The sequence below is a fragment of the Actinomadura oligospora ATCC 43269 genome (assembly GCF_000518265.1).
Taxonomy (GTDB): Bacteria; Actinomycetota; Actinomycetes; order Streptosporangiales; family Streptosporangiaceae; genus Spirillospora; species Spirillospora oligospora.
On sequence record NZ_JADG01000011.1, the window covers coordinates 37,641 to 64,304 of the forward strand.

Consider the following 26,664-nt stretch of genomic DNA (forward strand, 5'->3'; position numbering starts at 1 on the left):
CGGACGGGCCGTTCGGTCGCCTAGAGTGGCGCGCGTGAGCGACCGTCCCCACGTGCTGCTGAGCTGCGCGATGTCCATCGACGGCTACATCGACGACGCGAGCCCGGACCGGCTGCGCCTGTCCACTCCCGCCGACTTCGACCGGGTGGACGCGGTCCGCGCCACCTGCGACGCGATCCTGGTCGGCGCCGGCACCGTCCGGGCGGACGACCCGAAACTGCTGATCAAGAGCCCGTCCCGGCGCGAGAAGCGGATCGCCCAGGGGCTCCCGCCCGACCTCACCAAGGTCACCGTCACCTGGAGCGGCGACCTCGACCCGGACGCGCGTTTCTTCACCACCGGCGCGTCGCCGAAGCTGGTGTACGCCTCGTCCGGGAACGCGCAGGCGCTCGCCGAGCGCCTCGGCGAGCGGGCCGAGGTGATGGACGCGGGCGACCCCGTCCACTTCCCCGCGGTGCTCGCCGACCTCGCCCGGCGCGGGGTGCGGCGGCTGATGGTCGAGGGCGGCGGCGGCATCCACACCGCGTTCCTCCAGCAGGGCCTGGTGGACGAGATCCAGCTGGTCGTGGCCCCGTTCCTGCTCGGCGACCCGGCCGCGCCGCGCTTCGTCGGCTCGGGCGTGTTCCCGCAGTCCCCGGAGCGTCCGATGCGCCTGGAGGAGATCACGCGCATCGGCAACCTCGTCCTGCTGCGCTACCTGGTCGGAGAGAACCGTGGCTGACGAGAGCAGGCCCGACGACATCGAATGGCTCACGCTCGCCTGCGACCTGGCGACGCTCTGCCCGCCGTCCGAGACGGCGTTCTCGGTCGGCGCGGTCCTCGTCGCCCCGGACGGCACGGAACTCGCCCGTGGTTTCTCCCGCGAGACCGACCCTCACGACCACGCCGAAGAGTCCGCCCTGGCCAAGCTCACCGCACGCCCGGCGCCCGGCACGACCGTCTACAGCTCGCTCGAGCCCTGCGGGTCGCGCAAGTCGCGGCCGAGGCCGTGCGCCGAGCTGATCGTGGCGGCCGGGATCCGGCGCGTGGTGTTCGCGTGGCGCGAGCCGTCCCTGTTCGTCGAGGGCACCGGCGACGAGTACCTGCGCGCGCACGGCGTCGAGGTCGTCGAGTTCCCCTCCCTCGCGGACCGGGCGCGCCGCCCGAACGCGCACCTGCTCGGCCCCGGCCGAGACTCTCGCTGAGACGAGCGCCGAGACCGCCGTCTCATTCCTCTTGCGGACGCCCCGGTGGGTCGTGCGATGCTGTCTCCCAAGCAAGCATTCGGTCAAGACCGGGAGGCGGCATGCGCGAACACGATCGGCTGTTCATCGGCGGCGGGTGGACGGCGCCCGCGGGCACCGGCGTCATCGACGTGGTCTCCCCGCACACCGAGGAGGTCGTCGGCCGCGTCCCGGACGGCACCGAGGCCGACATGGACCACGCCGTCCGGGCCGCGCGGCTCGCGTTCGACCACGGCCCCTGGCCCCGGATGACGCCCGCCGAGCGCGCGGAGATCCTCGGCCGCCTGTCCACGATCTACGCCGAGCGGCAGCAGGAGATGGCCGACCTCATCACCGAGGAGATGGGCTCGCCGATCCTGTTCTCCATCTTCGGCCAGGCCGCGCTCCCGCAGATGGTGCTCCAGTACTACGCCGACCTCGCCGTGGACCACACCTGGGAGGAGGAGCGTCCCGGCATGCTCGGCCCGGTGACCGTCACCCGCGAGCCGGTAGGCGTCGTCGCCGCGATCTACCCCTGGAACGTCCCGCAGTTCACGCTGATGCTGAAGCTCGCCCCGGCCCTGGTCGCGGGCTGCACCGTCGTCGCCAAGCCGTCCCCGGAGGCCCCGCTCGACGCCTACCTGCTGGCCGAGTGGGCGCGCGAGGCGGGCGTCCCGGACGGCGTCCTCAACTTCGTCCCCGCCGGACGCGAGGTCGGCGCGTACCTGGTGTCCCACCCCGGGGTCGACAAGGTCGCCTTCACCGGCTCGACCGCCGCCGGACGCAGCATCGGCGAGGCCTGCGGACGCCTGCTCCGTCCCGCCACCCTCGAACTCGGCGGCAAGTCCGCCGCGATCATCCTGGAGGACGCCGACCTCGGCACCACCATCGAGGGCTTCAAGATGGCGGCCCTGATGAACAACGGCGAGGCGTGCGCCGCGCAGACCCGCATCCTCGCGCCCCGCAGCCGCTACGCCGAGATCGCCGACGCGCTCGGCGAGATGGTCTCCGCCCTGGCCGTCGGCGACCCGGCCGACTACGCCACCGAGATCGGCCCGCTCGTCGCCCGCCGCCAGCAGGACCGCGTCGAGAACTACATCCGGATCGGCCAGGACGAGGGCGCCAAGATCATCGCCGGTGGCCTGAACCGCCCGCACGACCGCGGCTGGTACGTCGCCCCCACCGTCTTCGCCGACGTCACCAACGACATGCGCATCGCCCGCGAGGAGATCTTCGGGCCCGTCCTCGCCCTCATCCCCTACGACACCGAGGACGACGCCGTCCGCATCGCCAACGACAGCGACTACGGCCTCGGCGGCTCCGTCTGGACCGCCGACGTGCCGCACGGCGTCGAGGTGGCCCGCCGCATCCGCACCGGCTCCTGCGGCGTCAACCTCTACGTCCTCGACCCCAACACCCCCTTCGGCGGCTACAAGGACTCCGGCCTGGGCCGGGAACTGGGCCCCGAGGGCCTCACCGCCTACCTGGAGCACAAGGCCATCCCCCGCCCCTCCTGAGAACCCCATGCCCGGCCCCGCGCGCACGAGGCCGGGCATGGAGAAGCCCGGCCTCCAGACGCGAAAGCGCTGGAGGCCGGGCTCGTTCAGGGCCGCGCCGCACAGGGCGGGTGCGGGCCGCCGGTCCGGCGGGGCCTGGCCCCGGAGGGCCTGAAGAATACGAGGACGGCCCCGGGCGGACGGGGACCACCGGGCGCCCGTTGGTCGGTGGTCCCCGTTCGGCCGGGGCCGTCCCCGTGGCCCGGCGGCGGGGCGGAATCGCCGACGGGCTCTCGGAAGGGTGGCGCGCGGGCCGGGGTCAGGTCACGGGGACGGGACTCCAGCCATGCCGGTCATGGCAGGCACGCGCCACCTCGGGGTCGACGGTCCCGGTCACCAGAAGGCGGACGTCCGGGACCGGGACGGGGGCGTGGTCGAAGGTCAGGGCGCGCAGTTTCTCCGGGGTGACGACCGCGGCGGTCGCCCGGTGCGCGCCGATGGCGTGGAGCAGGGGCGCGACCTCGGGCTCGGGAACCCCGACGAGGGTCGCGCCGTGCGCGAGGCACAGGTCGGAAAGGCCGATGAGGACGTCCGGACGGCAGTCGCGGACACCGCAGACCAGCACGTCCCCGGAGTGGATCCGGGTGACGGCCGCGAGCCGGTGCAGCGCGGCGAACCGGTCGCCGTGCGTGAGCGCGACGGGCGGTTCGAACAGCCGTAGCGCCGGATCGCCGTGCGGGTCCGGCGGCGAGGCGGCCGGGCCGGCGCTCCCCACGCCGGTTCCGGCCGTCCCGCCGCCCGTCTCCCCCGGGACGGCGGCCGTGTCTCCCCACACGGCCGCCTGCTCCCCCCACCGTGCGGCCGTGCCGCCGGCCGCGCCCGCCCCGACGAGGCGGGCGAACGACGTCGCCCCGGGGTACTCCCCGAAGGCGAACGCCTGCCGGACGTACGACCGTTCGGTGGCGGCGAGGGCCGCGCCCGCGACCTCGCCGCCGGTCACCAGGAACCGGGCTCCGCACTCGGTCATCATGCGGGCCAGTTCACCCACCGTCGCGTCCAGCGGGAGCGGCGCGGGGACGGCGCCCGCCGCGCACAGGGCATGGACCGCGAGGGTGAGCTCCCCCACGCCCGAGAGCTGGACGGCGGCGACGTCTCCGGCGCGCACGCCGTGCCGGTGCAGTCCCGCGGCGGCGGCCGGGACCAGCGCCGCGAAGGCGCCGAAACCGATCCGCCGGCCGGGGTCCACCAGCGCGGCGCGGCCGCCGAAACGTGCCGCGTGCTCGCGGGCGGAGGACAGCACGGCGCGGGTCACGGTGGGCTCGGCCACCGTGCCCGGGCCAGCTTCTCCGTCAGGCATGGGGTGAACGTACGGACCGGGGCCGGGCGGCCACATCCGCAGAACTGTGTAGGTGGGTGTGTAGCTCATCAGGACAGCCCCGCACGCTGCAGCAACGCCCTGCGGCGGACGCGGCCCGAGGGGGACCGCGGGATCAGGTCGACGACGTGCAGGGCGACCACCCTCCGGTAGGACGGCACGTGGCCGTTGACGTAGGCGAGCAGCTCCTCGCGCGAAACCGGGCGGGTCGCGACGACGAACGCGTGCGGCGCGAGCCCGACCTCCAGGTCCGGGACGGGCACGATGACCGCGTCGGCCACGGCGGGGTGCGCGGCGAGGACGGTGTCGGGTTCGGCGGGCGGGTCCGGGCGGCGCGCGCCGAGGCGGCCGAGGATGTAGACCCGGCCGTGCTCGTCGGCGAACGCCTGGTCGCCCGTGGTGAGCCAGCGCACCGGGACCGCGGCCGCCGACGTCATCGGCAGCCGCAGGCACAGTTCGCCCGGCTGGTAGGCGGGCTGGTCGGTGCCGGTGGCCGGGTCGACGACCCGCCAGGCGACGCCGAGCAGGCCGCGGCCGACCGAGTCGAGCGTGCCCTCCTCCACCCCACGCGGATTGAGGTGGGTGATCCCGGCGGCCTCGGCCGTCCCGTACGCCTGGCGGACGGGGCAGCCGAGCCGGTTGGCGCAGGCGCGCGCGGCCTCGGCGGACAGCGGTCCGCCGGCGCTGACGACGGCGCGCAGCGAGCGCAGGTTGTAGCGCGGGACGGACCGGTCGTAGGCGAGCACCTCGACCAGCCGCGGCGGCGCGAGCAGGACGGTGACGCGGTGGTCCTGGATCGCGCGGAGCAGTTCGTGCCGTCCGGCCCCGGCGAGCGTGACGACCGTCGCGCCGAGCCGCAGCCCGGGGTTGAGCAGGCCGTTCAGCGCGATCGGGTCGGCGAGGGGCAGCGCCGACAGGACGGTGTCGGACGGTCCGACCAGCCCGGCGTCGGCGACCCGGGTGATCCCGGCGACGACCTCGGCGTGGGTGAGGCGGACGGCCCGGGCCGGGACGCCGTCGCCGCGGGTGCAGGCGACGAGCGCCGCGTCCCGGGCGGGGTCGACCGGGACGTCCGGGGCGGCGGCGCCGGTGTGCAGGGCGGCGACGGGCTCGACGTCGGGCTCGTCGCCGAAGCAGAACAGCCGCCGGACGGGCCGCGTCCGGACGGCGGCCTTGGCGATGTCGAGCAGCACCGGCCAGGTGATGACGACGGAGGCGTCCCCCCCGGCGAGCAGGGTGGCGAGCTCGGCGGCGGACGTCGTCGGCCGCACCGGCATCGGGGTCGCGCCGGCCGCCGTGACGGCGTGCAGGGCGACGACGAACTCGGGGCTGTCGGGCAGGTGCAGCGCCACGACCGTGCCGGGGCCGATGCCCTCGCGGGCCAGCCCGGCCGCGAGGGACCCGACGGCGGCGGCGAGGTCGGCGTGGCTCATCGCCCGGTCGCCCATGGCGTCCACGACGGCGAGGCGGCCGCCGACGCGCTCCTCGGCCGTCGTCACCGCGGCGGGTGTCATGCCGAACACCGCACGGGACACCGTGACCGCCGAGTGCCCGGCGGTCGCGTCCACACGCATGCAGATCATGGGGTGGACGCTACGGGCGGCGGCCCCGCCTCCACATGCGCACGATTGTGCACGTACGTATGTAACTCAGCGGAGCTGTGGCTGGTCGGCGAGGTTGTGGTCCACGGCCCAGACGGCGATCTGGGCGCGGGAGTTGAAGCCGAGCTTGGTGAGGATGTTGGCGACGTGCCGCGCGGCCGTCGCTGGGCTGATCACCAGTTCCCGCGCGATCCCCTTGTTGCTCAGCCCGCGCGCGATGAGCTGCGCGATCTCCCGCTCGCGCGCGGTCAGCGTGCTCGGCGGGGTCACCGGCGCGGTCGGCGTGCCCGCCGCGCCCGGCGGGGTCGGGAGGGGCACCGGCGCGGTCGGCGCGGTCGGCGGCCGGGTGTCGGGGGGCGCGCCCTGGGGCGCGTGCGCGGCCGCGGGGTCTCCGTCCGCCGCGTGGGCCGGGGGCGCGCTCTCGGCGGCGGTCGTCCGGGGGGACGGCTCGGACGCCGTGCCGGGGGTCTCGGCGTCCGGGGCCTCGGCGTCGGCGCCGAGGGCCAGGGCGATGGCCTCGTCCGGGCCGAGGGAGCGGCCCTCGCCGAACCACTGCGCGACGACGGGCTCGCCCATGGCGCGGCGGATGGGCTCCAGGGTGCGTTCGGCGCGGGCGCCGTGTCCGGGCGTCCGGGTCACCGGGGAGCCGGACGTGCCGGGTGCGTGGGCGGGACCGTCCGGGTGCGGGGTGTGGCGGCGGGCGGCGTCGGCGCGCAGCCCGGCGGCGGCGCCGGTGAGCATCACCGCGCCGCGCTGGTCGCCCTCGAGCGCGACGAGTTCGGCGAACGCCTCCAGGCCGCGCGCGATCTCGGGGCGGACGCCGGAGGCGCGGCTCAGCCGCAGCGACCGGGCGAGGGAGCTCCGCGCGGCGGGCAGGTCCCCGGCGGCGAGCGCGACGCGTCCGAGCCCGGCGAGCGCGCGCGCCAGCTCGGGCCGCGCCTCGATCTCGACCAGCGGCGGCAGGGCCTCGGTGAACAGGGCGCGCGCCCCGGCGGCGTCCCCGCGCAGCTCGGCGATGCGGCCGAGGCCGATCAGCGCGTGTGCGGCCCCCCACAGCTGCCCGATCTCGCGCATCACGGCCAGGCCCGACTCGTACGCCTGGGCCGCCTCGCGGGCGCGTCCGGAGCGGGCGAACATGTAGCCGCGCGCGATCATCGAGTAGCCGCGGTTCCACTCCTGGCCGGGGGCGCCGGTGAGGGCGTCCGCCTCGTCCAGGCGGTCGGCGGCCTCGGCGTAGCGGCCCGCGCGGGTGTGCGCCTCGGCGAGGGTGATCAGGGACGCGGCGGCCATGAACCCGTCCCCGGCGTCGCGGCACGGGTCGAGGGCGCGCTCGGCGAACCCGGCGGCGCGCGGGAAGTCGCGGGCGCTGAGCGCGAGCTGCGCGCGGCCCGCGAGGGCGGGGCCGAGGACGATCGCGGGCAGGCCGCGGCTGCGGGCGAGGAACCGGTCGGTCCACTGCGCCCACTCGGCGACGCGTCCGCGCGCGATCCAGTAGGAGCGGAGGGCCGTGCAGATGCGCAGGCCGCCCTCGACGTCCTCGCGATCCAGCGCCCAGGACAGCGCGGCGCGGATGTTGCCCAGCTCGACGTCGCAGCGGCGGAACAGCACGACCCGGTCGTGCCAGTCGCCCTCGGCCTCGGCGAGCGCGAGTTCGCCGTCCCGTTCGGCGGCCTCCAGGACGCTGTCGCGGTGCCGGTCCCGGACCTGCTCCTCCTCGCCCGCCTCGGCGAGCCGCTCGGCGGCGTACTGCCGGATGCTGTCCAGCAGCCGGAACCGGGTCTCACCCGCGATCTCCTCCTCCCCCACCACCAGGGACTTGTCGACGAGCGCGGTGAGGACGTCGAGGACGCCCCGGCGGGTCAGGCCGCCCGCGGGGGGCTCGGGGCCCTCGTCCAGCTCCGGCAGGTCGGGGAGGTCGGGCAGATCCTCGGGGAGATCGGGCAGGTCGGGGAGGTCCGGCAGGTCCTCGCCCAGGTCGGAGGCGAGGTCGGCGGCGAGTCCGGCCGGGTCGGCGCAGACGCGTTCGGCCTCGCCGAGCGTCCAGCCGGTGAACACCGACAGGCGGCGCAGGAGGGTCCGCTCGCGGTCGTCCAGCAGCTCGTGCGACCAGTCGATCGCGGCGCGCAGCGTGCGCTGGCGGTGCGGGGCGGTGCGGGCGTTCGCGCCGAGCAGCCGGAACCGGTCGGCGAGCCGTCCGGCGATCTGCTCGACGGTCAGGACGCGCAGCCGGGCGGCGGCGAGCTCCAGGGCGAGCGGGACGCCGTCCAGGGCCCGTCCGACCTCGCCGACCGCGGCGGTGTTCTCGGGGGTGACGGCGAACTCGGGCCGGACGGCGCGGGCCCGCTCGGCGAACAGCCGGACCGCCTCGTCGTGTTCGAGCGGCGGGACGCGCCAGACCGTCTCGCCCTCGGTGCGCAGCGGCTCGCGGCTGGTGGCGACCAGCCGCAGGCGCGGGCAGCCCGGCAGGAGCGCCCCGGCGAGTTCGGCGCACTCGGCGACGACGTGCTCGCAGTTGTCCAGGATCAGCAGGACGGCCCGGTCGCCGATCGCGTCGGCGAGGGTGACGGTGAGCGGGCGGCCGTCCTCCTCGGACGCGCCGAGCACGGCGGCCACGCGGCGGGCGACGACGTCGGCGGGCCCGCCGGGCGCGATGTCGGCCAGTTCGACGAACCAGACGCCGCCGGGGTGCGCGGCGACGACGCCGTGCGCGACGTGGACGGCGAGCCTGGTCTTGCCGATGCCGCCGGCGCCACAGAGCGTCACGGCGCGGGTGGTCTCCAGCAGGCCGCGCAGGTCGGCGACGTCCCGCTCGCGGCCCACGAACACGTTGGGCTCGGCGGGCAGGTTCGTCCCGGCGGGCGGGTTCGGCGGTGTCATGCCCAGCGGCCTCCACAACCTCCGGCGGTGCCGGATCGGGGGTGCCCTCGGCAAGGGAGCTCCCTGGTCCCGGGTGGTCCCCTGCGAGTGTTTCACCCGGCCGGGGGCCGCGTCCCGGATTCGGTACGGAGATCTGTCCCCCGCCGCTTTACCCACGGACCGTAACCGGCCCGGGCGCCCGGACGCCCCGGCGGGCGGCGATCACTCTCGGTGATCACCGAGAGTGGGCGAAACACGCCCGGAGCGCTCCGATTCCACCCTCGGGGCCCGGTGGCCTTACCGTGGTTCGCCGTGTCCCACCACCCCTCCGAATCCGCCGCGGGCGGCCCGCCGACCTTGGACGACGCGCTCGTCGGCGAGGCCGTGCTCGGCGTGTACCGGCAGATGTTCGCCGCGCTGGCCCGCGACAGCGGCGCGGTCGTGGACGACCCGGAACTCGTGGACGTCGCCGAGACGCTGCTCGCCGCGTTCGCCGACGCGGGCGAGGAGGGGCTGAGCCGCGAGCAGATGCGGTACGTCTGCCGCCGCTACCCGGCCGAGGTCTTCGAGAACCGGCTGCGCGTGCTGCGGGGGCTCGGGGCCGTCCGCGAGGTGTTCCCGAAGCCGAACCAGCTCCGTTACCGCGCGTCGTTCACCTCCGTCGTCGGGCTGATGTTCGTGCGCCGGATGATGCTGGACGGCGGCCAGTCCGAAATGCACCGTTTGCTGGCCCTGGAGCAGCTGAACGTCGCCGACCCCCGGATGACGCCGGACCAGGCGCGGGACGGCGCGGCGGGCCTGGCCCGCGCGTTCCGGCTGTGGAGCGTGGAGCTGCTGACCCTCACCAACGGGACGATCGAGGAGCTGCGCGAGCAGGCGCCGAAGCTGTGGGGCACCGAGGAGATCCTGCAGCGGGCCGAGCGGCTGCACGGCGCGATCCTGCGCCGCTGGCCGCAGCTCGACCGCGCCTGCACGGACCTGCGGACCGCGATCTACGCCTATGGGGACGCGTCCCGGCGGGCCGCCGCGCGGCTGTCGGACTCGGCGGGCACCACCCGGAACCTGACGCTCCTGCCGCCGGAGACGTGGCGGACGTTCGCGCGCACGGCGTCCCGGGACGACCTGGCGGCCGTCCTCGAGGGGTTCGTGTTCGACGCGGCCGCGCCGTGGCACGAGCCGTCCGCGGTCGTGCAGGCCGTGGAGGACGGGCCGCGGGCGACCCCGCCGCGTCCGGCTCCGCCGCGTCCGTCGGTGCCGGACCCGGGCCTGTCGGACGACACCGGCGGCGACGCGACGGCGTCCGAGCGGCTGCGGGCCGTGGCCGAGCAGGCGCTGCGGGGCCGCGACCGGGTCGCCGTCGAGGACGTCCTGGCGCAGGACTGGGTGACCGCGCGGCGGCTTCTGGCGGACCTGTCGTCCGCGCACCTGCAGCCCGAGCTGCCCTACCGGCTCGTCTGGTCGGACGGTCTGGCCGTCCGGCCGGAGGGGGCGCCGACGTGGATCTCCGCCGGGGTCTTCGAACGGACCGATGGTGAGAGGAGCGACGCGTGACCGAGCCTTCTGTGGACGCGGGGGTGCTCGCTCGCGCGCGTGCGCGCGTGTTGAGAGCGGCGTCGCAGCCGGTGTCCGAGCCGACGCCCGCGGGGCTGAACACCGCGTCCGACGGTGAGCGCCTGTGGCTGCTGCCCGCATGGCCGGACGGCGCGACCCCGGCGCTGCTGGACGAGTACGACACCGCGCCGATGCCGATGGACCGGTCGGGGCAGGCGCGACGCGTCCTGGCGGCGGCGCTGCGCTGCTGCTGGACGCGCCTGGACGACGCACCGTGGCCGGGCGAGGCCGTGCCGGTCCCGGCCGTCCTGGAGGTGTACGGGGGGATGTCGCGGGGCGACGCCGAGCTGGCACGGCGCTGGGCGACCGGCGAGCTGCGGCGGTTGTCGGACACCGACTGGCTGCTGCTGGACGAGTCGGCCGGGGTCGTCCGGCCTGGTCCGCGGGTGGCGCTGTGGCACGACGACACCCTCGGCCCGCTGCGCGACCTGCTGCGCCGCCTGCCCGAGCCGCCGCAGGGGGTGATCGCGGGTGAGTGAGCCGTTCGAGCCGCTGCTGCGGTCCTACGACGAGCGGCGCCGGTCGGAGCTGGTCGCCGCGTACATGGCCGTCGAGCACGCCGCCGAGCCGGTGCCGGAGGCGCGGTTCGCGGCGCTGCGCGAGCCCGCGTCCCGGCGGACGGTCGAGGCGATGCTGAACCTGTCCGGGCGCACGCTGGTCCGGGCCGGGCGGACCGAGTGGACGTCCGGCTACCAGGACGACGTCGCCGCGGAGCTCGCGCGCGATCCCGCGTGCGTGCCGCCGGCCGGGGACCGGGCCGTCCTGACGCTGGTGCTGATCCACTCGGTGGCGATCCCGCGCTCGACCGGCCTGCTGCCGGACGACACGTGGCTGTCGCCGCATCCGACGCCGCTGGAGGAGCTGCGGCGGCGTTCTCAGCTGGCGATCGGCGAGCTGGAGTCGGCGCTGCGCCGCCTGCGGCTGGCCGGGCTGGTCGCGCAGGTCCGCGCGGACGGCCGGAGCGACAACGGGGACGCGGGCGGGTTCGTGCCCGGACCACAGTTCCACCGGCTGACGCCCGCCGCCCGCCGCCGCCTGCAGGAGGAGCTGATCCTCGCCGCCGGGCCGGACTCGCCGCTCGCCGCCACGATCCGCGCCCGCCGTCGCAGCCGCGAACGCGTCCGGCAGGCCGAACGCGAGGCGACCCGGCAGGCCGCGCGCAGCGCGGGGGGCGGGGCTCGGGAAGTCGAGGCGCACGTCGCGCCGGAAGTCGTCGTTCAGGGGGAGACATCGTGACCGCCGTCCTCGATCCGCTGATGCCGGGACCGGCCCGGGTGGGAGCCGACGCCGAGAACGTCGTCGGGGGGCGCACGCTGGTCGCCGTCCAGGCGGTGAACATCTCGCGGTTGTCGACGCATCCGGTGCCGACGGTGCCGGGGACGCTGATCGTCGTCGCCGGGCAGGGGCCGAAGGACTCCAACGGCGCGGGCAAGTCGTCGTTCATCGCCTCGATCACGGCGCTGCTCGGGGACGAGCAGTGGCGGTTCGCGTCGGGCGCGCGGGCGGTTTCGGAGCTGCTGTTCAACGCCGAGCTGGCCGCGCAGGGCGACCAGCAGTGGGCGTCGGCCGACCACGGCTACATCGTCGGGGTGTTCGACCACGCCGACGGGGACGGCTCGGACGCGCTGACGGTGTGGCTGCGGGTGAACGCGGACGCGCCGCACCTGGAGCTGCGCTGGCGGCACGGCGTCCACCTGGCGTCGGCGGTGTCGGAGGCCGAGCGGGTGACGATGGCGGACGCGCTGTGGGCGTCGCTGCCGCGCAGCGCGGGCCGCCGCGACTTCGTCGCCAAGGACCTGTCGCGCGTCCTGTACGGCGGGCAGGTGCGGTGCGTGTCGTTCCTGTCGACGTCGGTGCGGTCGAAGGTCGCGACGAACCTGCTGTCGCAGCCGCTCAACGAGATCAGCCCGGAGCGGATCTTCTCGGCGATCGCGGCGCTGACCGGCCTGGACCGGGAGCTGGAGGCCGAGCGGGTCTCACGCTCGGAGGAGCACCGGGAGCGGTCCAAGGCGGCCGAGGCGACCTCGCGGCTCGCCGAGTGGGAGCGCGAGGCGGCGTCGCTGCTGAGGACGTTCGACCGGCGCGACAAGGCGCGCGCCGAGGTGACGGCGGCGCTGCGGAACCAGCGGACGCGGCAGGCGCGGCTGCTGGTGGACGCGGCGGACGCGGACGCGTCGCTGGCGTCCCGGCTGAGCGCGCTGGAGGACGAGTCCGAGACCGTCCGGCAGGCGGCGCGGGCGGCGGAGAAGGAGGCCGAGCAGCTCACCGGCGGCGCGCTGGACGCGCAGGTCGCCGAGGCGCAGGCGGCGCTGGCCGAGCTGAAGGGCCGCGCCGACCGGCTCGGCGCTGACAAGGCCGTCGCGCGCGACCGCATGGAGGAGCTGCGGCGCCGGGTGTCGGCGCTGGAGGAGCGGCGGCGCGAGGCGGACGGCCGGGACGAGGACACCGCGCGGCGCGAGCTGGCCGGGGCCGAGGCGCGCCGGGACGAGGCGCAGCAGGAGTTCGGCATGGCGCGCGGCGCGGTCGCGCGGGCCGAGCGGGCGCTGGCCGAGGCGGAGGCGGGCGCGTCGAGCGCGCCCGCGCAGATCCGGGCGCTGGCCGGGGCGGGCGTCGCGGCGGTCGGGCTGCTGGACGCGGTCGAGCTCGCCGAGGACGTCCGGGACCGCTGGGAGGCCGCGCTGTGGCCCTACCGGGAGGCGGTCGTGCTGGACGCGGCCGACCTGCCCGCCGCGTCCGAGGCGCTGGGGGCGCTCCCCGGTTCCATGATCGTCCCGGCGGACGGGGCGCTCGCCCCCGAGGCCGACGCGCCGTCCGGCCTGCCGGAGGGCGTGGGCTGCGGGCTCCCGCTGTCCCGGTTCTTCGCCGCCCTGGACGCCGGGGACGGCTCGGGCGTGGTGATCGTCGGCGGGTTCCCCGAGCCGGTGACCGGACGGGTCGCGCGCGTCCGGGCGGCGCGGGCGGCGCTGGGGTCCGCGCAGGAGGCCCTGGAGGACGCCCGGCAGGCCACCTCGGACGCGGCGGGCGACGTCGCGCTCGCGACCCGTCGGCTGGCGGGCGCGCAGGCGGGGGCGGAGCTGGAGGCCGTCCGGGAGTCGATGGCGGCACTGCGCGCCGAGCTCGAGGAGCTGGCGGGCGGCGAGGCGAGGCTGGGCCCGCGCCTCGGCGCGGCGGAGCAGACGCTGCGGCGGCTCCAGGCGAAGGCCGACACGCGCGCGCTGGAGGTCGACCGGCTGCGCGGACGCCGTGAGGCGCTGGACCGCGACCGCGAGAAGCTCGCGGCGAAGGCCGAGGAGCTGTCCGGGAGCCGGGCGGCGCTGGGTCTGGACGCCCTCGAACGGGAGTGGGGCGAGTCGCGCGACGCCGCCGCCGAGTGGCTCGGCGGGCTGACGGCCGACGAGCGCACCTGGACGCCGGACGAGTGGTGGCACACCGCCGAGAAGCACCTGTCGGAGGCGTTGCGCCGGGTCTTCCCGGACGGCGTGGCCGACGAGGACATGCCGGAGGAGGTCCGGTTCCTGCTGCGCGAGCGCGCCGAGGGCGAGGGCCGCCGCACCGGGCGTGAGCAGGCGACGTTCCCGCGCCTGGTCCGGTCGCTGGAGTCCTACCTGCGGCAGCAGGAGGACTACGAGCGGCACCAGCGCCGCCAGATCGAGGTGCAGATGACGGCGCGCCGCGCCGACCTGGACAAGGCGAGCCGGGGCGCGGACGAGGCCGCCGGGGCCGCCGAGGCGCACCGGACGGCGCTGACCGCCGCGATCCGCAGCCGCCTCCAGCGGGTGTCGGAGGAGTTCGAGAAGCTGGACGTCCAGTACGGCGGGTACGGCGCGACGCTGGAGTTCCCGACGCCCGAGCCGCCCGGCGACCCCGAGCAGGAGTGGCGCTGGAAGGTCACGCCCAAGTGGCGGCGCAGCGACGGCCAGCGGTACGTCCCCTACAACCGGCGCGCGAACACCGCGCTCATGGACGAGAAGGCCGTCAAGCTGGTGTGCGCGGCGGCGCTCGCCTCGTCCGGCGGCGGGCGGCTCTGCCTGGTCCTGGACGAGCTGGGCCGCAACCTCGGCAAGGAGCACCGCAAGGAGGCGGTGGCGCTGTTCCGCGAGATCGGCGAGCAGCACGGCATCACGGTGATCGGCGCGCTCCAGGACGACATGGAGCCGTACGCGATCGACGCCTGCGGCCAGTACATCAAGCTGCGCCGCTCGTCCGACACGATGCCGTACAACGAGCCGCCGGTCGTGGTCGGATACGACGAGCACGAGCCGCGCGTCCGGCGCCTGGCCACGGCCGTGCTCACCGCCCGTGCCACGCCCGCCCCCGAACCCGCTCCTGGCCCGCGGGAGGACGGCGTGCCGGGGCCCCGGGACGGGGCGGAGGGCGGCGAGTCTTGAGCAGGTGATTGCCCGCCACGAAGGTCGGCTTTCCCGATTTGCCGGTAGGTCCCCTTTCGGGGGTGATCGGCGGTGGTTTGGACGCGGCTCCGGCGGCCCTGGTCGTTCGCCGCGGAGGCCGGGCCCAGGCTCCGGCCGCTCCCGGGACGGCACGGATCCGGTCCCCGGGGGCGCCGGATCGTCCTCGCCATGCCCGGCAGCCCTCTCGCCCGGCCCGGGCTGTCCCTGTCCCTGACCGGGGCCGGACGGCGTTCCGGCGGGCACGGGCCGTTCCTGCTGGCCCTGCTCGTCGCGGCGCTGTTCCGCGTGGTCGCGGCGCTGGGGTACCAGCCCGCGATCTGGTTCACCGACAGCATCACCTACCTGGACGAGGCCGTCGCCGGACGGCCCGGCCTGCCCCGGCCGAGCGGCTACTCCCTGTACCTGTGGCTGCTGAAGCCGTTCCACAGCCTCACCCTGGTCACGGCCACGCAGCACCTGATGGGACTGGCCGTCGGCGTCCTCGTGTACGCGGTCGCGTGCCGGTACCGGGTGCCCCGCTGGGGCGCCCTGCTCGCGGCCGTGCCGGTGCTGTTCGACGCGTACGAGATCGAGCTCGAACGGCTCGTCCTGTCGGACACGCTGTTCCTGCTGCTCGGGATGGCCTCGCTGGCCGTGGTCCTGTGGCGGAGCCCGCCGACGCCGGGGGCGGTCACGGGAGGCGGGCTGCTCGCGGGCCTGTCGATCATCACGCGTCCCTCCGGGGTCGCGGTGGCGGTGGGCGTCGTCCTGGCCGTCCTGCTGCGGGTGCCGCTCGCCGGGACGTTCGCGTGGCCGCGGCGCGTCGGGGTGGCGGGGCTCGCGCTGGCGGGCTGCGCCGCGCCGATCCTCGCCTACGGGCTCTGGTTCGCGTCGGTGTACGGGGAGTTCGGGCTCAACCGCAGCACGGGCGTGTTCCTGTACGGACGCGTCATGGCCTTCGCCGAGTGCCCGAAGATGAGGCCGCCCCCGGAGTTGCGGCGGCTCTGCACGCGGGTCCCGCCCGAGCGGCGGATGATCTCCCAGAACTACATCTGGCGGGGGTCGTCCCCGCTGAACCGGATCCACGGCAGCCGGTACAGCCCGCGCAAGAACAGGATGGCCCAGCGGTTCGCCCTCCGCGCGATCGCGGCCCAGCCGCTCGACTACCTGGGGGCCGTCGCCAACGACACCCTGCGCGCCTTCGAGTGGGACCGGAGGGTCTTCCCCGACAAGCTCACCTACGACCGCTACCTGTTCGGGACGAGACCGGCGGAACTGGCGAGGGACCCGCACAGCGGATACGTGAACCGCATGTACCGGCGGGCAGCGCGGTACGAGCAGGGGCCCGTCCGGACGCGGGTCTCCCAGCCGTGGGCGCGGCTCGCGCACGGCTACCAGAACGTCGTCTTCCTGCGCGGGACGATGGTCGGGATCGTCCTGCTGGCCGGGCTGCTGGTGGCGCTGGTCAGGCGGGGCCCGCCCGGACGGCTCGCCGCGGGGCCGTGGGCCGCGGCGGCCGGGCTGATCGTCCTGCCCGCCGCCACCGCCGAGTTCGACTACCGGTACGTCCTCACCGCGGTGCCCTTCGGGTGCCTCGCACTCGCGTTGAGCTGCGCATCACGCAATAATCCCGGACAGATCAACTCCCCCTCCGTCGCCTCCGGCACGGTCCGCGGGGAGGCCGAAGGGGGGCCGGGGTGACGCAGTGGCGGGTCGCGGGATTCGACGAGGTCCGTGAGCTCGGCCGGGGACGGCACGGGCGGACGGTCCTCGCGCGGCACGGCACGTCCGGCTCCACCGTCGTCGTCCGGTATCTGGAGCCCTCGACCAGCGGCGCCGCGCGGGAGCGGTTCCGGCAGAAGGCCGGTGCGCTCGGGCAGCTGCGCGACCCGCGCGTCGCGCGCCCCTACCGGCTCGTCGAGAACGCCCACGGCACCGCCGTGATCATGGAACGGGTGGACGGCGTCGGCCTGCGCGACGTCCTGCGCCGGGAGCGGCGGACGACGCCGGAGGCCGGACTGGTCCTGCTGCGGGACGCGCTGCTCGGGCTCGCCGCCGCGCACGCGGCCGGGGTCGTCCACGGCGACTGCACGCCCGGGGACGTCCTGGTCCGGGACGGCGGACGCGCCGTCCTGGTGGACTTCGGGGTCGCCGACCACGCCGGGACCTCCTCGCCGCTGTACCGCGCGCCCGAGCTGTGGCACGGCGCCGAGCCGTCGCCCGCGTCCGACGTCTACGCGGTGACCTGCGTGTTCTTCGAGGCCGTCGCCGGGCACCGGCCTTACGGCGACCCGGAGGCGGGCCACCTCGGCGCGCCCGTCCCCGAGGAGGACGTCCCGGAGCCGCTGCGCCCGCTCGTCGCGTCCGGCATGGCCAAGGACCCGCGCGTCCGGCCGTCCGACGCCGCGCACTTCGCGGACGAGGCCGAGAAGGTCGGCTTCATCGTCTTCGGCGCGGACTGGGAGGCGCGGGGCCGCCGCGCGCTCGCCGACCTCGCCGCCCCCGACCGCTTCCCACCGGCGGGCCCGCCGCGCGCCTCCTCCGGGCGGCGACGCCGCAGGCCCGCTCCGGGCCGCGCGTCCGGCCGCCGCCGCCCTCGGGGGCGCGCGCTGGCGGCGGCGGGGATCGCGGTCGCGGCCGTCCTCGCGGCGGGAGGTTACGGGACCTACCAGGCCGTCGGACGGGACGCGCCGTCGCGCACGGCGGCGGCCGAGCATGACGCCACCGCGGGCAAGGCGCTGCCCCTGGGACGCCTCCAGATGCGCGTCCCGGCGTCCTGGGAGGCGTTCCCGATCACCGTCCGGGGACGGGCCGCCGACAGCTTCTACGTGACGCGCGCCGGGGGCTGCCCGACCGGCGGGACGTGGCGGCCCAGCGCGTCCAGCCTCGGGTCCTGTCCCGGTTTCGCCGTGATGGGGCCGAGTTTCTTCGACAGGTCCGAGTCGAGCGCCTACGGCGGCGGCCCGTACGACCCGAAGGACACGTTCGGGTCGAAGGTCGCGATGAGCTGCCCGCGCCACCCCGACCTCGTCGCCGGGGGCTCCGGCAAGGGCGCGTCACAGACCGGCTTCAAGGGCATCGAACTGGGCGGCCGGGCGGCCGAGTACCACCAGTGGCGCGTGCCCTGTTTCGAACGCGAGGGCGACGGGACCGGCTCGGTCTACACCGAGCGGATCTGGTACGCGCCGTCCGCGCAGATCGTCGTCGTGGACGCCTGGAACACCCCTGACCTGGACACCCTTCTGCAGCGCGCGACCTGGCCCTAGGGGGAATGGGTTGGGTTCGGCCTCGGCAAAGGGGCCGGAGATCGCGCACCCGGAACGCGCCGGGCGTGGCTAGGTTGCCGTTCATGTCGAACAGTGGCGCTCATGAGATGGCACAGGCGCAGGCCAGGATGGCGGGCCGGTTCACCGGCCTGCCGGAGACCGGCGTCGTCGCCCCGCAGCCCGGCGCGCACGCCGCGCCGGACGGCCGCGAGCCGCACCACGCGGGCCGCGACCTGGAGCATCCGGGGCGTGACCTCGACCCCGCCGGACGCGACCTGCCTCCGGCCGGGCGCGACCTGCCGCCGCCCGTCCACGACCTGGCCCCGACCGTCCACGACCTGCCGCCTTCCGGCCGCACCCTGGACCCGGCGGTCGCCGGGCTGGTCGCACGGCTGCCCGGCACGGGCGGGACGATGTCACCCGCCGCGATCGCCCGCTGGACGGACGCCGCGCGCGCCGTCCTCACCCTGGCCTACGCGGCCGACGACGACCTCCAGCCCTGACCCCACCCCGGCCGAAGGGCTGACCGCCGCGCGAACGAACCGACCGCGCGCGAGTCGACTGACCACCGCGTCCGAAGGGACTGGCCGCGCGCGAGTCGACTGACCACCGCGCGAACGAATGGCCGCGCGCGAGTCGGCTGACCGCCGGGTCCGAAGTGACTGACCGGTGCGTGCGGGTCGGGTGACCGCTGCGGGAGAAGGGCGGGCGGATGTGGGGGTGGGCGCAACCGGGAGCGGGTCCGCCGCGTCCATAGGTCGTGGAGTGGCGCATCGACGGGTTCGAGGAGATCAGGGAGCTGGGTCGCGGCGGGCAGGGCCGGGTGGTCCTGGCCAGGCACGCGGCGTCCGGTGGCCTGGTGGCGGTCAAGTACCTGCTCGGGAACGCCGGGTCCGGGGCCCGGACGCGGTTCCGGGAGGAGGCGGTCCTTTTGGGCCGGGTCCGCGACCCGCACGTCGCGCGGCTGTACCGGCTCGTGGAGGGCGACCAGGGGCTCGCGCTGGTGATGGAGGCCGTGGACGGCGTCCCCTTCCGGGAGATCCTCGCCCGGTACGGGTCGCTCGCGCCGGAGGCGGCGCTGACCGTCCTCAAGGGATCGCTGCTCGGCCTCGCCGCCGCGCACGCGGCCGGGGTCGTCCACCGCGACTACAAGCCGTCCAACGTGATCGTCCCGGCGGACGGCCGGAGCAAGCTCATCGACTTCGGGGTGGCGACCATGGCGGGCGCCGCGTCCGCCTCGGGGACGCCCGCGTACATGGCCCCGGAGCAGTGGCTCGGCGAACCCGCCGGACCGGCCGCCGACGTCTACGCCGCGACCTGCGTCTTCGTCGAGACCGTCACCGGACGCCGTCCGTTCGCCGACGACCCGCGCGGGGGACATCTCGCGGGAGCGATCCCCGTCGACGAGGTTCCGGAGGCGCTGCGCCCGCTGATCGAGCGCGGGATGGCCAAGGCGGCGGCGTCGCGTCCGCCGGGGGCCGCCGCGTTCGTCCGTGAACTGGAGGCCGTCGCGCAGGCCGCCTACGGACCCGACTGGGAGTCGCGCGGCGCGCACCTCCTCGCGGGCATCGCGATGGCGCTGGCCTCGCTGTTCCCCCTCGCCGCCCTCAGCGCGGGAGCGGGCGCCGGGGCGGGCGCCGCCGGAGCCGGAGCGGCGGGCGCGGGCGCGGGATCGGCTGGCGCGGGCGCTGCGGGGGCGGGGTCGGCCGGAGCGGGCACTGCGGGCGCGGGCAGCGCGGGTGCGGGGTCGGCGGGGGCCGGGGGCGCGTCGGCGTCGGCGTCGGGGGTGTCCGGCCTGCTCGGCGGGAAGGCGGGCGTCGCGATCGCGGCGACCGCGATCGTCGCGACGGCGGGCGCGGGCTACGGCGTCTACCAGGCCGTCAAGCCTGCGCCGAAGAGGCACGTCGCGGCGTCCGCGCCGCCGACGAAGGCGATGACGGTCGGACGGATCTCGCTCCGCGCCCCCGTGCCGTGGGCCCTGCACCCGATCGTGATGGGCACGTCCACGCAGACGTTCCGGGACAGCAACCTGGTCGCGCAGGCCGGGGGCTGCGCCCCGACGTCGCCGGGCCATTTCAGCACCTACGACCTGTCGCACTGCAAGGGCTACCTGGTGATGGGCCCCAGCTTCTTCGAGCACGGCGACCAGTACCTGGCCGATCGCTTCACGCCGAACACCCCGTTCGGCGGCCTGTTCGTCGAGGACAAGGGCATGGACTGCCCCGCGGACGCGAAGTTGCGCGTGTCGGACGCCGCGCACGGCGCGCGCCGGACGGTGAGCGGGTTCGCCGACGTCGGCTCGCACAGGGCGCAGTACTTCGAGTGGACGGTCCCCTGCTGGACGCGGAGGTCGACCGACGAGCGCGGCTTCGATAAGCAGACGTCCACGTCCTACACCGAGCGCATCTGGTACCTGCCGGACTCGAAGATCATCATCGTGGACTTCTGGCGGACGCCGGACCTGGACAAGGTCCTCGCCAAGGCGACCTGGACGTAGCACGGCGGGAACGGCTTCGCCGGGGGGGGGCGATCGCCCCCCGGCGAAGCCGTCCTCGACGTCAGTCCTGAGGGTCAGGCTTAGGTCGACGTCAGTCGTCGGTGAGGCCGAGGGTGCGGGCCTCCTCGTCGAGGGCGCGGGCGGTCGCGGTGCTGCCGGTGGCCTCCAGCTCGTGCGCGAGCTGCTCCAGTTCCGCGCCGCCCGCCATGAGGGCCGTCAGCTCCTCGCGGGTGATGTCGTCCTTGTCGTGGTAGCCGATCGGACGGCCCCGGTTGAGGATCAGGAAGCGGTCGCCGACCGGGTAGGCGTGGTGCGGGTTGTGGGTGATGAACACGACGCCGAGGCCGCGCTCGCGCGCCTGGACGATGTAGCGCAGCACGACCCCGGCCTGCTTCACGCCGAGCGCCGCGGTCGGCTCGTCCAGGACGAGGACCTTCGCGCCGAAGTAGACGGCGCGGGCGATCGCGACGCACTGCCGCTCGCCGCCGGAGAGGGTGCCGATCGGCTGGTCGACGTCGCGCAGGTCGATGCCCATGGCGAGCAGCTCGTCCCGGGTGGTGCGGCGCATGAAGTCGACGTCGAGCCGCCCGAGGCCCCTGCGCTTCTCCGAGCCGAGGAAGAAGTTGCGCCAGACCGGCATGAGCGGGACGACGGCGAGGTCCTGGTAGACGGTCGCGATGCCGAGGTCGAGCGCGTCCCGGGGCGAGGAGAACGCGACGGGCTCGCCCTGCACCTCGTAGGTGCCCGAGTCGTGCCGGTGCAGCCCGGCGACGATCTTGATGAGGGTGGACTTGCCCGCGCCGTTGTCGCCGAGCACGCACACCACCTGGCCCGCGGCGACCTCCAGCGACACGTCCCGGAGCGCGATCACGCTGCCGTAGTCCTTGCCGACGCCGGTCAGCTTCACCAGGGCGGTCACCGTTCGGCCCTCCGGCGGACGAGGTGGTTGACGACGGTCGCGGCGAGCAGCGCCGCGCCGAGGAAGAACCGGAACCAGTCGGGGTTCCAGTCGGCGTACACGATGCCCTTGTTGACCATCCCGAAGATGAACGCGCCGATCGCGGCGCCGATCGCCGAGCCGTAGCCGCCGGTCAGCAGGCATCCGCCGATCACCGCGCAGATGATGTAGAAGAACTCGTTCCCGACGCCCTCCCCCGACTGGACGGTCGCGAACGCGAACAGCAGGTGCATCCCGGAGAACCAGGCGCAGAACGCGACCCCGGCGAACAGCGCGATCTTCGTCCGGGCGACCGGGACGCCGACCGCGCGGGCGCTGTCGGCGTTCCCGCCCACCGCGAAGATCCAGTTCCCGGCGCGGGTGCGCAGCAGGATCCAGGTCGCGACGACCGTGAACGCGATCCACCAGAACACGGTGACGTTCACGTTCACGCCGCCCATGTCGACCTCGGACGCGAACACGTCCTTCGCGCTGGCGAAGCCGTCCATGTCGCGGATCGAGTCGGACGCGACGTTCCCGGTGACCGCCTTCGTCACGCCGAGGTTCGCCCCGGCCAGCATGAGGAACGTCGCGAGCGTGACGATGAAGCTCGGCAGCTTCGTCCAGACGAAGAGCAGGCCGTTCAGGACGCCGAGCGCGAGCGTGACCGCCAGCGAGATCGCCACGCCCGCCCACACGTTCAGCGTGAGCTGGAACGACACGAGCGAGGCGACCAGCGCGGAGCTGGTCACCATGACGCCCGCCGACAGGTCGAACTCGCCGCCGATCATCAGCAGCGACACCCCGACCGCCATGATCCCGAACGTGGACGAGGCGTACAGCACGGTCGAGAACGACGACGTCTGCAGGAACGCGTCGGCCGTCGCGGAGAAGAACACGAACAGCGCGACCGCGCCGATCAGCGCGCCGAGTTCGGGCCGGACGAGCAGGCGGCGCAGCGGATCGCGCCGCGCCACCCGCTCGTCCGCCGCGGCGGGCCCGGTGGTGGCCTGCGTCACCTGGTGCCCCGCTCGGCGAACGGGGCGATCTGGTCGGCGTTGTCCTTGGTCACGATCGCCGGGCCGGTGAGGACGGGCCGTCCGCCGCCGAGGACGTTGCCGTTGTTCCTGAGGAGCCACAGCTCGTCCACGGCCTCGTAGCCCTGGAGGTAGGGCTGCTGGTCGACGGCGAACTGGATCGAGCCGTCCTTGATGGACGCGATGAGGTCCTTGTTCATGTCGAAGGTGCCGATCTTCGCGGTGCTCCCGGCCTCCTTCGCCGACTGGACGGCCGTCGCGGCGAACGGCGCGCCGAGCGTGAGCACGCCGTCGATGCCCTTGTCGGCCTGCAGCTTCGCCGTGATCGCCGACTTGACCTGCGGCATGTTCGTGCCGGTCACGTACAGGTTCTGCATCGAGCCGCCGAAGGTCTTCTTCGCGCCCGCGCAGCGCGCCTCCAGGCCGACGTTGCCCTGCTCGTGGACGACGCACAGCGCCTTCTTCGCGCCGATCTTCGCCAGCTGCTGACCGGCCGCCTCGCCCGCGACGCTCTCGTCCTGGCCGAAGTGGACCAGCGCGCCGAGCCTCGCCGACGCGTCCGCGCCGGAGTTGATCGACACGACCGGGATCTTCGCGGCGGCGGCCTTGGCGAGGACGTCCTTCATCGCGTCCGGCTTGGCGAGGGTGACGACGATGCCGTCCACCTTCTGGTCGATCGCGGTCTGGACGAGCTGGGCCTGCCGTCCGCCGTCGGGATCGGCCGAGTAGAGGAACTGCACGTTGTCCTTGGCCGCGGCGGCCTGCGCCCCCTTCTGGACGATGTCCCAGAACGTGTCGCCCGCGCCCGAGTGGGTGACCATCGCGATCTTCAGCCGGGGGCCGCCGCCGCCCGCGGGGCTCGCGCTCTCCTCCGCCTTCTTCCCCCCTGAGCTGCTGCAACCGGCGAGCGCGGCGGTCAGCGCGAGCGCGGCGGTGGTCAGGGTGAGCAGTCGTCCGCGTGTCGTCGGTGTCCTCACGGGCCGGTCTCCGTTCGTTGGGGGTGGGCGATCGGCTGGGCCCTATATTGGCGGCTTCTCCCCTCCAGGTCACGGCTGTTTCTCGACGGGCGGGAGGGGTACTTGAGACTGGATGCGCAGAAGATCGTCGGCCTCGTGTCCGGCGTTCGGGGCGTTCGCCTTGTTCACCGGCGCACCTCCTCGACGTCCACGGCGCGTCCCTCACGCCGGGACAGGTCGCACGCTTCGGCGAGGTAGAACGCCTCGAGTGCCTCCCCGGGCGGGCACGGGTTGGCGGTGGCGCCCGCCGCGACCTGGAGGAACACCTCGAGTTCGGCGTCGTAGGCGGCGGTGAACCTCTCCAGGAAGCCGCTGTAGGCCGTCCCGCGCCGTTCCGCGTCGCCGCCTGGCAGCGGGGTGAGCGGGGTGTGGTCGTCGAGGCCCGCGACGACGCTGTCCTTGGACCCGAACACCTCCAGCCGGACGTCGTACCCGGCCGCGTTGTACCGGGTGGCGGCGAGGAGGCCGAGCGTGCCGTCGTCCAGGACGAGCAGGGCCGCGCCGGTGTCCACGTCGCCGCACTCGCGGAAGAACGCGTCGCCCCGGTTGGCCCCGGCCGCGACGACCCGCACGACCTCGCGTCCGGTCACGTACCGGACGGAGTCGAGGTCGTGGATCATGCAGTCGCGGAACAGGCCGCCCGAGTGCGGCACGTAGTCGGCGGGCGGCGGCGCGGGGTCGAACCCGCACGACCGGACGGTGTGCAGCCAGCCGAGCCGCCCGGACGCCACGGCGTCCCGCGCGGCCCGGTACCCGGCGTCGAACCGGCGCTGGAACCCGACCTGGACGGGGACCTGCGCGGACTCGGCGTCCCGGACGATTTGGAGCGTTCCATCCACGTCCGGGGCGAGCGGTTTCTCGCAGAACACCGGCGTCCGGAGCGCGATCGCGCGCCCGACGAGGTCCGCGTGCGCGTCCGTGGCCGCGGCCACGACGAACGCGTCCGGACGCGCCTCGAACAACCCGTCCACACCCCGAAGCGCACGAACTGACACCGAGAGCGCAACGTCATCGCGGACGCGCTCGTGGGCGTCGGCGGAGGGGGTGGGGGGTGAGTGGGTGGAGCGGAGGCGGTCGGCCAGGACGGCGGCCCGGCGCGGATCGGCGTCGGCGATGACGAGTTCGGTGACGTGGGGCGAGCGGGCCAGGGCGGCGGCGTGCCGCGCGCCGATCCGGCCCGCGCCGGCGAGTGCGATCCTCATGTTCCCTCCCGGGCGGGGGTGGGTGAGCCCCGAGTGTGCTGGAGCGTTCCATACCCGTCAACGACCCGGCCATGGCACGCCCGCCGTTAGGGCGCGACCGGAACCCACCCGAGTAACGTCCACGCGCACCCGTCCGCTCGGGCGTCCCGTGCGGGGTTAGCTTGCGTGGTTCGTTCGGTGTGGGGCGGGCTTCCGCGCGGTGAGACCAAGCGCTAGGTTGCCTTCATGCGCGTGTTCCTCACCGGTGGCTCGGGCTTCGTCGGCTCGCACACCGTCGTCGCCCTGCTGGCCGCCGGACACGAGCCGCGCGCGCTCGTCCGGGATCCGGAGCGGGCCGCACGCACCCTCGCCACGCTCGGCGTCGATCCGTCCCGTGTCGAGTTCATCCGGGGCGACATGCTGGACGCGGAGGCGGTGTCCCGGGCGCTGGACGGCTGCGACGCCGCGATCCACGCCGCCGCCGCGATCGGCGTCACCGGCCCGGCGGGCGACCTGGTGTCGGCCAACGTCACCGGCACGCGCAACGTCGTCGGCGAGGCGGTCGCGCGCGGCCTGTCGCCCGTCGTGCACGTGTCGTCGGTGGCGGTGTTCGTCCCGCCGGACGGTCCGCGCATCACCCCCGAGAGCCCGCTGGCCAGCCCGCACACCGACTACGGCCGGTCCAAGGTCGCGGCCGAGCGGTACGTGCGCGAGGTGCAGTCGGGCGGCGCGCCCGTCGCGATCGTCTATCCCGGCGGCGTCTGCGGCCCGCACCAGCCGCATCTGGACGCGTTGCCGGAGGGGCTGGCCGGTGCGCTGAACCTGGCCTGGCCGCTTCCGCCCGGCGGCGTCGGCGTCATCGACGTCCGCGACCTCGCCGAGGCCCTCGCCCGCGCCGTCACGACCGCCCGGGGCGGGGAGCGCTGGCCTCTGGGCGGCACCTTCCTGACCTGGCCGGAGATCGCCGACCTCTGCGACACGCTCACGGGCGTCCCGTGCCGCCGGATGCGCGTCCCGGGGGCCGTCATGGTCGGGCTGGGCCGCGTCCTGGACGCCGCGAAGCGCGTCCGCCCCTTCGAGTACCCGCTGACCAGGGACGCCGCGCAGATGATGGTCAGCCTCGTCCCGACCGACGACACCCCCACGCTGGCGGCCCTGGACCTCACGCTCCGGCCCGTAGAGTCGACCGTGGCGGACGGCCTGCGCTGGCTGGCCGCGTCCGGCCACCTCAAGGCCCGCCACGCGGGCCGCCTGGGCCCGGACGCGCCCGGCCCCGCCGCGGAACCCCTTCCCACTCAGGAGAAGCCGATGCCCACGCTCGTCCAGCGCACCCTGGGCCCGCTGTTCCGGTACATCTCGGGCGCTCCGTGGTTCGCGAAGGTCGGCCCCCGGGTCGTCCCGCCGCTGGACCGCGCGCTGCACCGGATCAGCGGCGGGCGGATCCTGCTCGGCCAGGCCCTGGTCCCGAGCCTCCTGCTGACGACGACCGGCGCGAAGACCGGCCGCCGCCGTCAGGTGCCGCTGGCGTGCCGTCCCGAGGAGGACGGCACGTGGCTGGTCGTCGGCTCCAACTTCGGCCGCGAGAAGCACCCCGCCTGGACGGCGAACCTCCTCAAGAACCCCGACGCCGAGGTGTCCTTCCGCGGACGGACGACGCCGGTCGCCGCCCACCTGCTGACCGACGCCGAGCGCGCCGAGGCGTGGCCCCGGCTCATCCAGGTGTGGCCCGTTTACGACCGCTATGTGGAGCGCGCCCATCGTGAGCTGCGCATCTTCCGCCTAACTCCGCGTTAGCGGGTGCCCGGTCGTCACGTCCACGTAGTCGGGAACCTCCTCGTGACGGTCGCCGACGCTGAGCGTCCCGGACGGCTCGAACACCAGCATCGACGCGCCGTCCGGCGCGGACGGCTTGTGCTCGACGCCCTTCGGGACGACGAAGACCGACCCCTTGGGGAGCGTCACCGTCCGCTCGCCTCCGGTTCCGTCCCTGAGCCCGATGTTCAGCGCGCCGTCGAGGACGAGGAAGAACTCGTCGGTGTCGTCGTGCACGTGCCAGACGTGCTCGCCCGCCACCTTGGCGACACGGATGTCGTAGTCGTTCACCCGCGTGACGATGCGCGGGCTCCAGATCTCGCTGAACGAGGCCAGCGCGTCCTGCAGGTCGATCGGTTCATCGCTCATGCGTGAACCCTGCCGTTCGC

Annotated in this window: 20 protein-coding genes; 12 read left to right on the plus strand and 8 right to left on the minus strand. The window is 75.1% G+C overall.

What is annotated here, in order from left to right:
- Positions 1–34 precede the first annotated feature (34 nt).
- From P696_RS0118380 to P696_RS0118390, 3 genes are all read left to right on the plus strand, one after another.
- Positions 35–721 carry a RibD family protein gene (locus P696_RS0118380; protein ID WP_026413469.1) on the plus strand — a complete coding sequence of 229 codons (687 nt, stop codon included), beginning with the start codon at positions 35–37 and terminating at the stop codon, positions 719–721.
- Positions 714–1,184, plus strand: coding sequence for a cytidine/deoxycytidylate deaminase family protein (locus tag P696_RS0118385; RefSeq protein ID WP_026413470.1), 471 nt, complete (start codon positions 714–716; stop codon positions 1,182–1,184). Before P696_RS0118380 ends, P696_RS0118385 begins: the two co-directional genes overlap by 8 nt.
- A 101-nt stretch (positions 1,185–1,285) precedes the next feature.
- Positions 1,286–2,719 carry an aldehyde dehydrogenase gene (locus tag P696_RS0118390; RefSeq protein WP_026413471.1) on the plus strand — a complete coding sequence of 478 codons (1,434 nt, stop codon included), beginning with the start codon at positions 1,286–1,288 and terminating at the stop codon, positions 2,717–2,719.
- 298 nt (positions 2,720–3,017) lie between these two features.
- Here P696_RS0118390 and P696_RS0118395 read toward each other — a convergent pair whose 3' ends face one another.
- From P696_RS0118395 to P696_RS0118405, 3 genes are all read right to left on the minus strand, one after another.
- The gene (locus P696_RS0118395) at positions 3,018–4,055 is read right to left on the minus strand and encodes an AMP-binding protein (RefSeq protein WP_034485684.1); all 1,038 of its coding nucleotides are present in this window, start codon (positions 4,053–4,055) and stop codon (positions 3,018–3,020) included.
- 68 nt (positions 4,056–4,123) lie between these two features.
- Positions 4,124–5,656: a class I adenylate-forming enzyme family protein gene (locus P696_RS0118400; protein WP_026413473.1), complete on the minus strand. Its 1,533-nt coding sequence runs from the start codon at positions 5,654–5,656 to the stop codon at positions 4,124–4,126.
- A 66-nt stretch (positions 5,657–5,722) separates the two neighbouring features.
- Entirely contained in the window at positions 5,723–8,551 is a 2,829-nt protein-coding gene (locus P696_RS0118405) for a LuxR C-terminal-related transcriptional regulator (RefSeq protein WP_034485686.1), read from the minus strand.
- Positions 8,552–8,842: 291 nt separating this feature from the next.
- Here P696_RS0118405 and P696_RS0118410 point away from each other — a divergent pair, with 291 nt between their 5' ends.
- From P696_RS0118410 to P696_RS52625, 8 genes are all read left to right on the plus strand, one after another.
- Positions 8,843–10,081 (plus strand): hypothetical protein, encoded by a 1,239-nt coding sequence (locus P696_RS0118410; RefSeq protein ID WP_051467855.1) that lies wholly within the window; start codon positions 8,843–8,845, stop codon positions 10,079–10,081.
- Complete coding sequence (locus P696_RS0118415) at positions 10,078–10,620, plus strand: hypothetical protein (protein WP_026413476.1); 543 nt, start codon at positions 10,078–10,080, stop codon at positions 10,618–10,620. The genes P696_RS0118410 and P696_RS0118415 overlap by 4 nt, the downstream gene beginning before the upstream one ends.
- A complete protein-coding gene (locus tag P696_RS46495; RefSeq protein WP_211245793.1) occupies positions 10,613–11,377 on the plus strand; it encodes a hypothetical protein in 765 nt (254 codons plus the stop codon). Before P696_RS0118415 ends, P696_RS46495 begins: the two co-directional genes overlap by 8 nt.
- On the plus strand, positions 11,374–14,529 hold the full coding sequence (locus P696_RS46500) for a coiled-coil domain-containing protein (protein ID WP_211245794.1): 3,156 nt from the start codon (positions 11,374–11,376) through the stop codon (positions 14,527–14,529). Before P696_RS46495 ends, P696_RS46500 begins: the two co-directional genes overlap by 4 nt.
- A 189-nt stretch (positions 14,530–14,718) precedes the next feature.
- Positions 14,719–16,230: a hypothetical protein gene (locus tag P696_RS46505; protein WP_157429790.1), complete on the plus strand. Its 1,512-nt coding sequence runs from the start codon at positions 14,719–14,721 to the stop codon at positions 16,228–16,230.
- A complete protein-coding gene (locus P696_RS46510) occupies positions 16,227–17,795 on the plus strand; it encodes a serine/threonine-protein kinase (protein ID WP_051467857.1) in 1,569 nt (522 codons plus the stop codon). The genes P696_RS46505 and P696_RS46510 overlap by 4 nt, the downstream gene beginning before the upstream one ends.
- 83 nt (positions 17,796–17,878) lie before the next feature.
- Positions 17,879–18,298: a hypothetical protein gene (locus P696_RS46520; RefSeq protein ID WP_157429791.1), complete on the plus strand. Its 420-nt coding sequence runs from the start codon at positions 17,879–17,881 to the stop codon at positions 18,296–18,298.
- Positions 18,299–18,555: 257 nt separating this feature from the next.
- On the plus strand, positions 18,556–20,292 hold the full coding sequence (locus tag P696_RS52625) for a serine/threonine-protein kinase (RefSeq protein WP_051467858.1): 1,737 nt from the start codon (positions 18,556–18,558) through the stop codon (positions 20,290–20,292).
- 91 nt (positions 20,293–20,383) lie between these two features.
- Here P696_RS52625 and P696_RS0118450 read toward each other — a convergent pair whose 3' ends face one another.
- The 4 genes from P696_RS0118450 to P696_RS0118465 all read right to left on the minus strand — a co-directional run bounded on the left by P696_RS0118450 (position 20,384) and on the right by P696_RS0118465 (position 24,484).
- Complete coding sequence (locus P696_RS0118450; RefSeq protein WP_026413477.1) at positions 20,384–21,211, minus strand: ATP-binding cassette domain-containing protein; 828 nt, start codon at positions 21,209–21,211, stop codon at positions 20,384–20,386.
- Positions 21,208–22,248: an ABC transporter permease gene (locus P696_RS58190; RefSeq protein ID WP_026413478.1), complete on the minus strand. Its 1,041-nt coding sequence runs from the start codon at positions 22,246–22,248 to the stop codon at positions 21,208–21,210. The genes P696_RS0118450 and P696_RS58190 overlap by 4 nt, the downstream gene beginning before the upstream one ends.
- Positions 22,245–23,243 (minus strand): sugar ABC transporter substrate-binding protein, encoded by a 999-nt coding sequence (locus P696_RS0118460; protein WP_051467859.1) that lies wholly within the window; start codon positions 23,241–23,243, stop codon positions 22,245–22,247. The genes P696_RS58190 and P696_RS0118460 overlap by 4 nt, the downstream gene beginning before the upstream one ends.
- 164 nt (positions 23,244–23,407) lie before the next feature.
- Entirely contained in the window at positions 23,408–24,484 is a 1,077-nt protein-coding gene (locus P696_RS0118465; protein ID WP_026413480.1) for a Gfo/Idh/MocA family protein, read from the minus strand.
- A 225-nt stretch (positions 24,485–24,709) separates the two neighbouring features.
- Here P696_RS0118465 and P696_RS0118470 point away from each other — a divergent pair, with 225 nt between their 5' ends.
- The gene (locus P696_RS0118470) at positions 24,710–26,257 is read left to right on the plus strand and encodes a nitroreductase/quinone reductase family protein (protein ID WP_026413481.1); all 1,548 of its coding nucleotides are present in this window, start codon (positions 24,710–24,712) and stop codon (positions 26,255–26,257) included.
- Here the strand turns inward: P696_RS0118470 and P696_RS0118475 are convergent.
- The gene (locus P696_RS0118475; protein ID WP_026413482.1) at positions 26,243–26,644 is read right to left on the minus strand and encodes a cupin domain-containing protein; all 402 of its coding nucleotides are present in this window, start codon (positions 26,642–26,644) and stop codon (positions 26,243–26,245) included. The genes P696_RS0118470 and P696_RS0118475 overlap by 15 nt on opposite strands.
- Positions 26,645–26,664 lie beyond the last annotated feature (20 nt).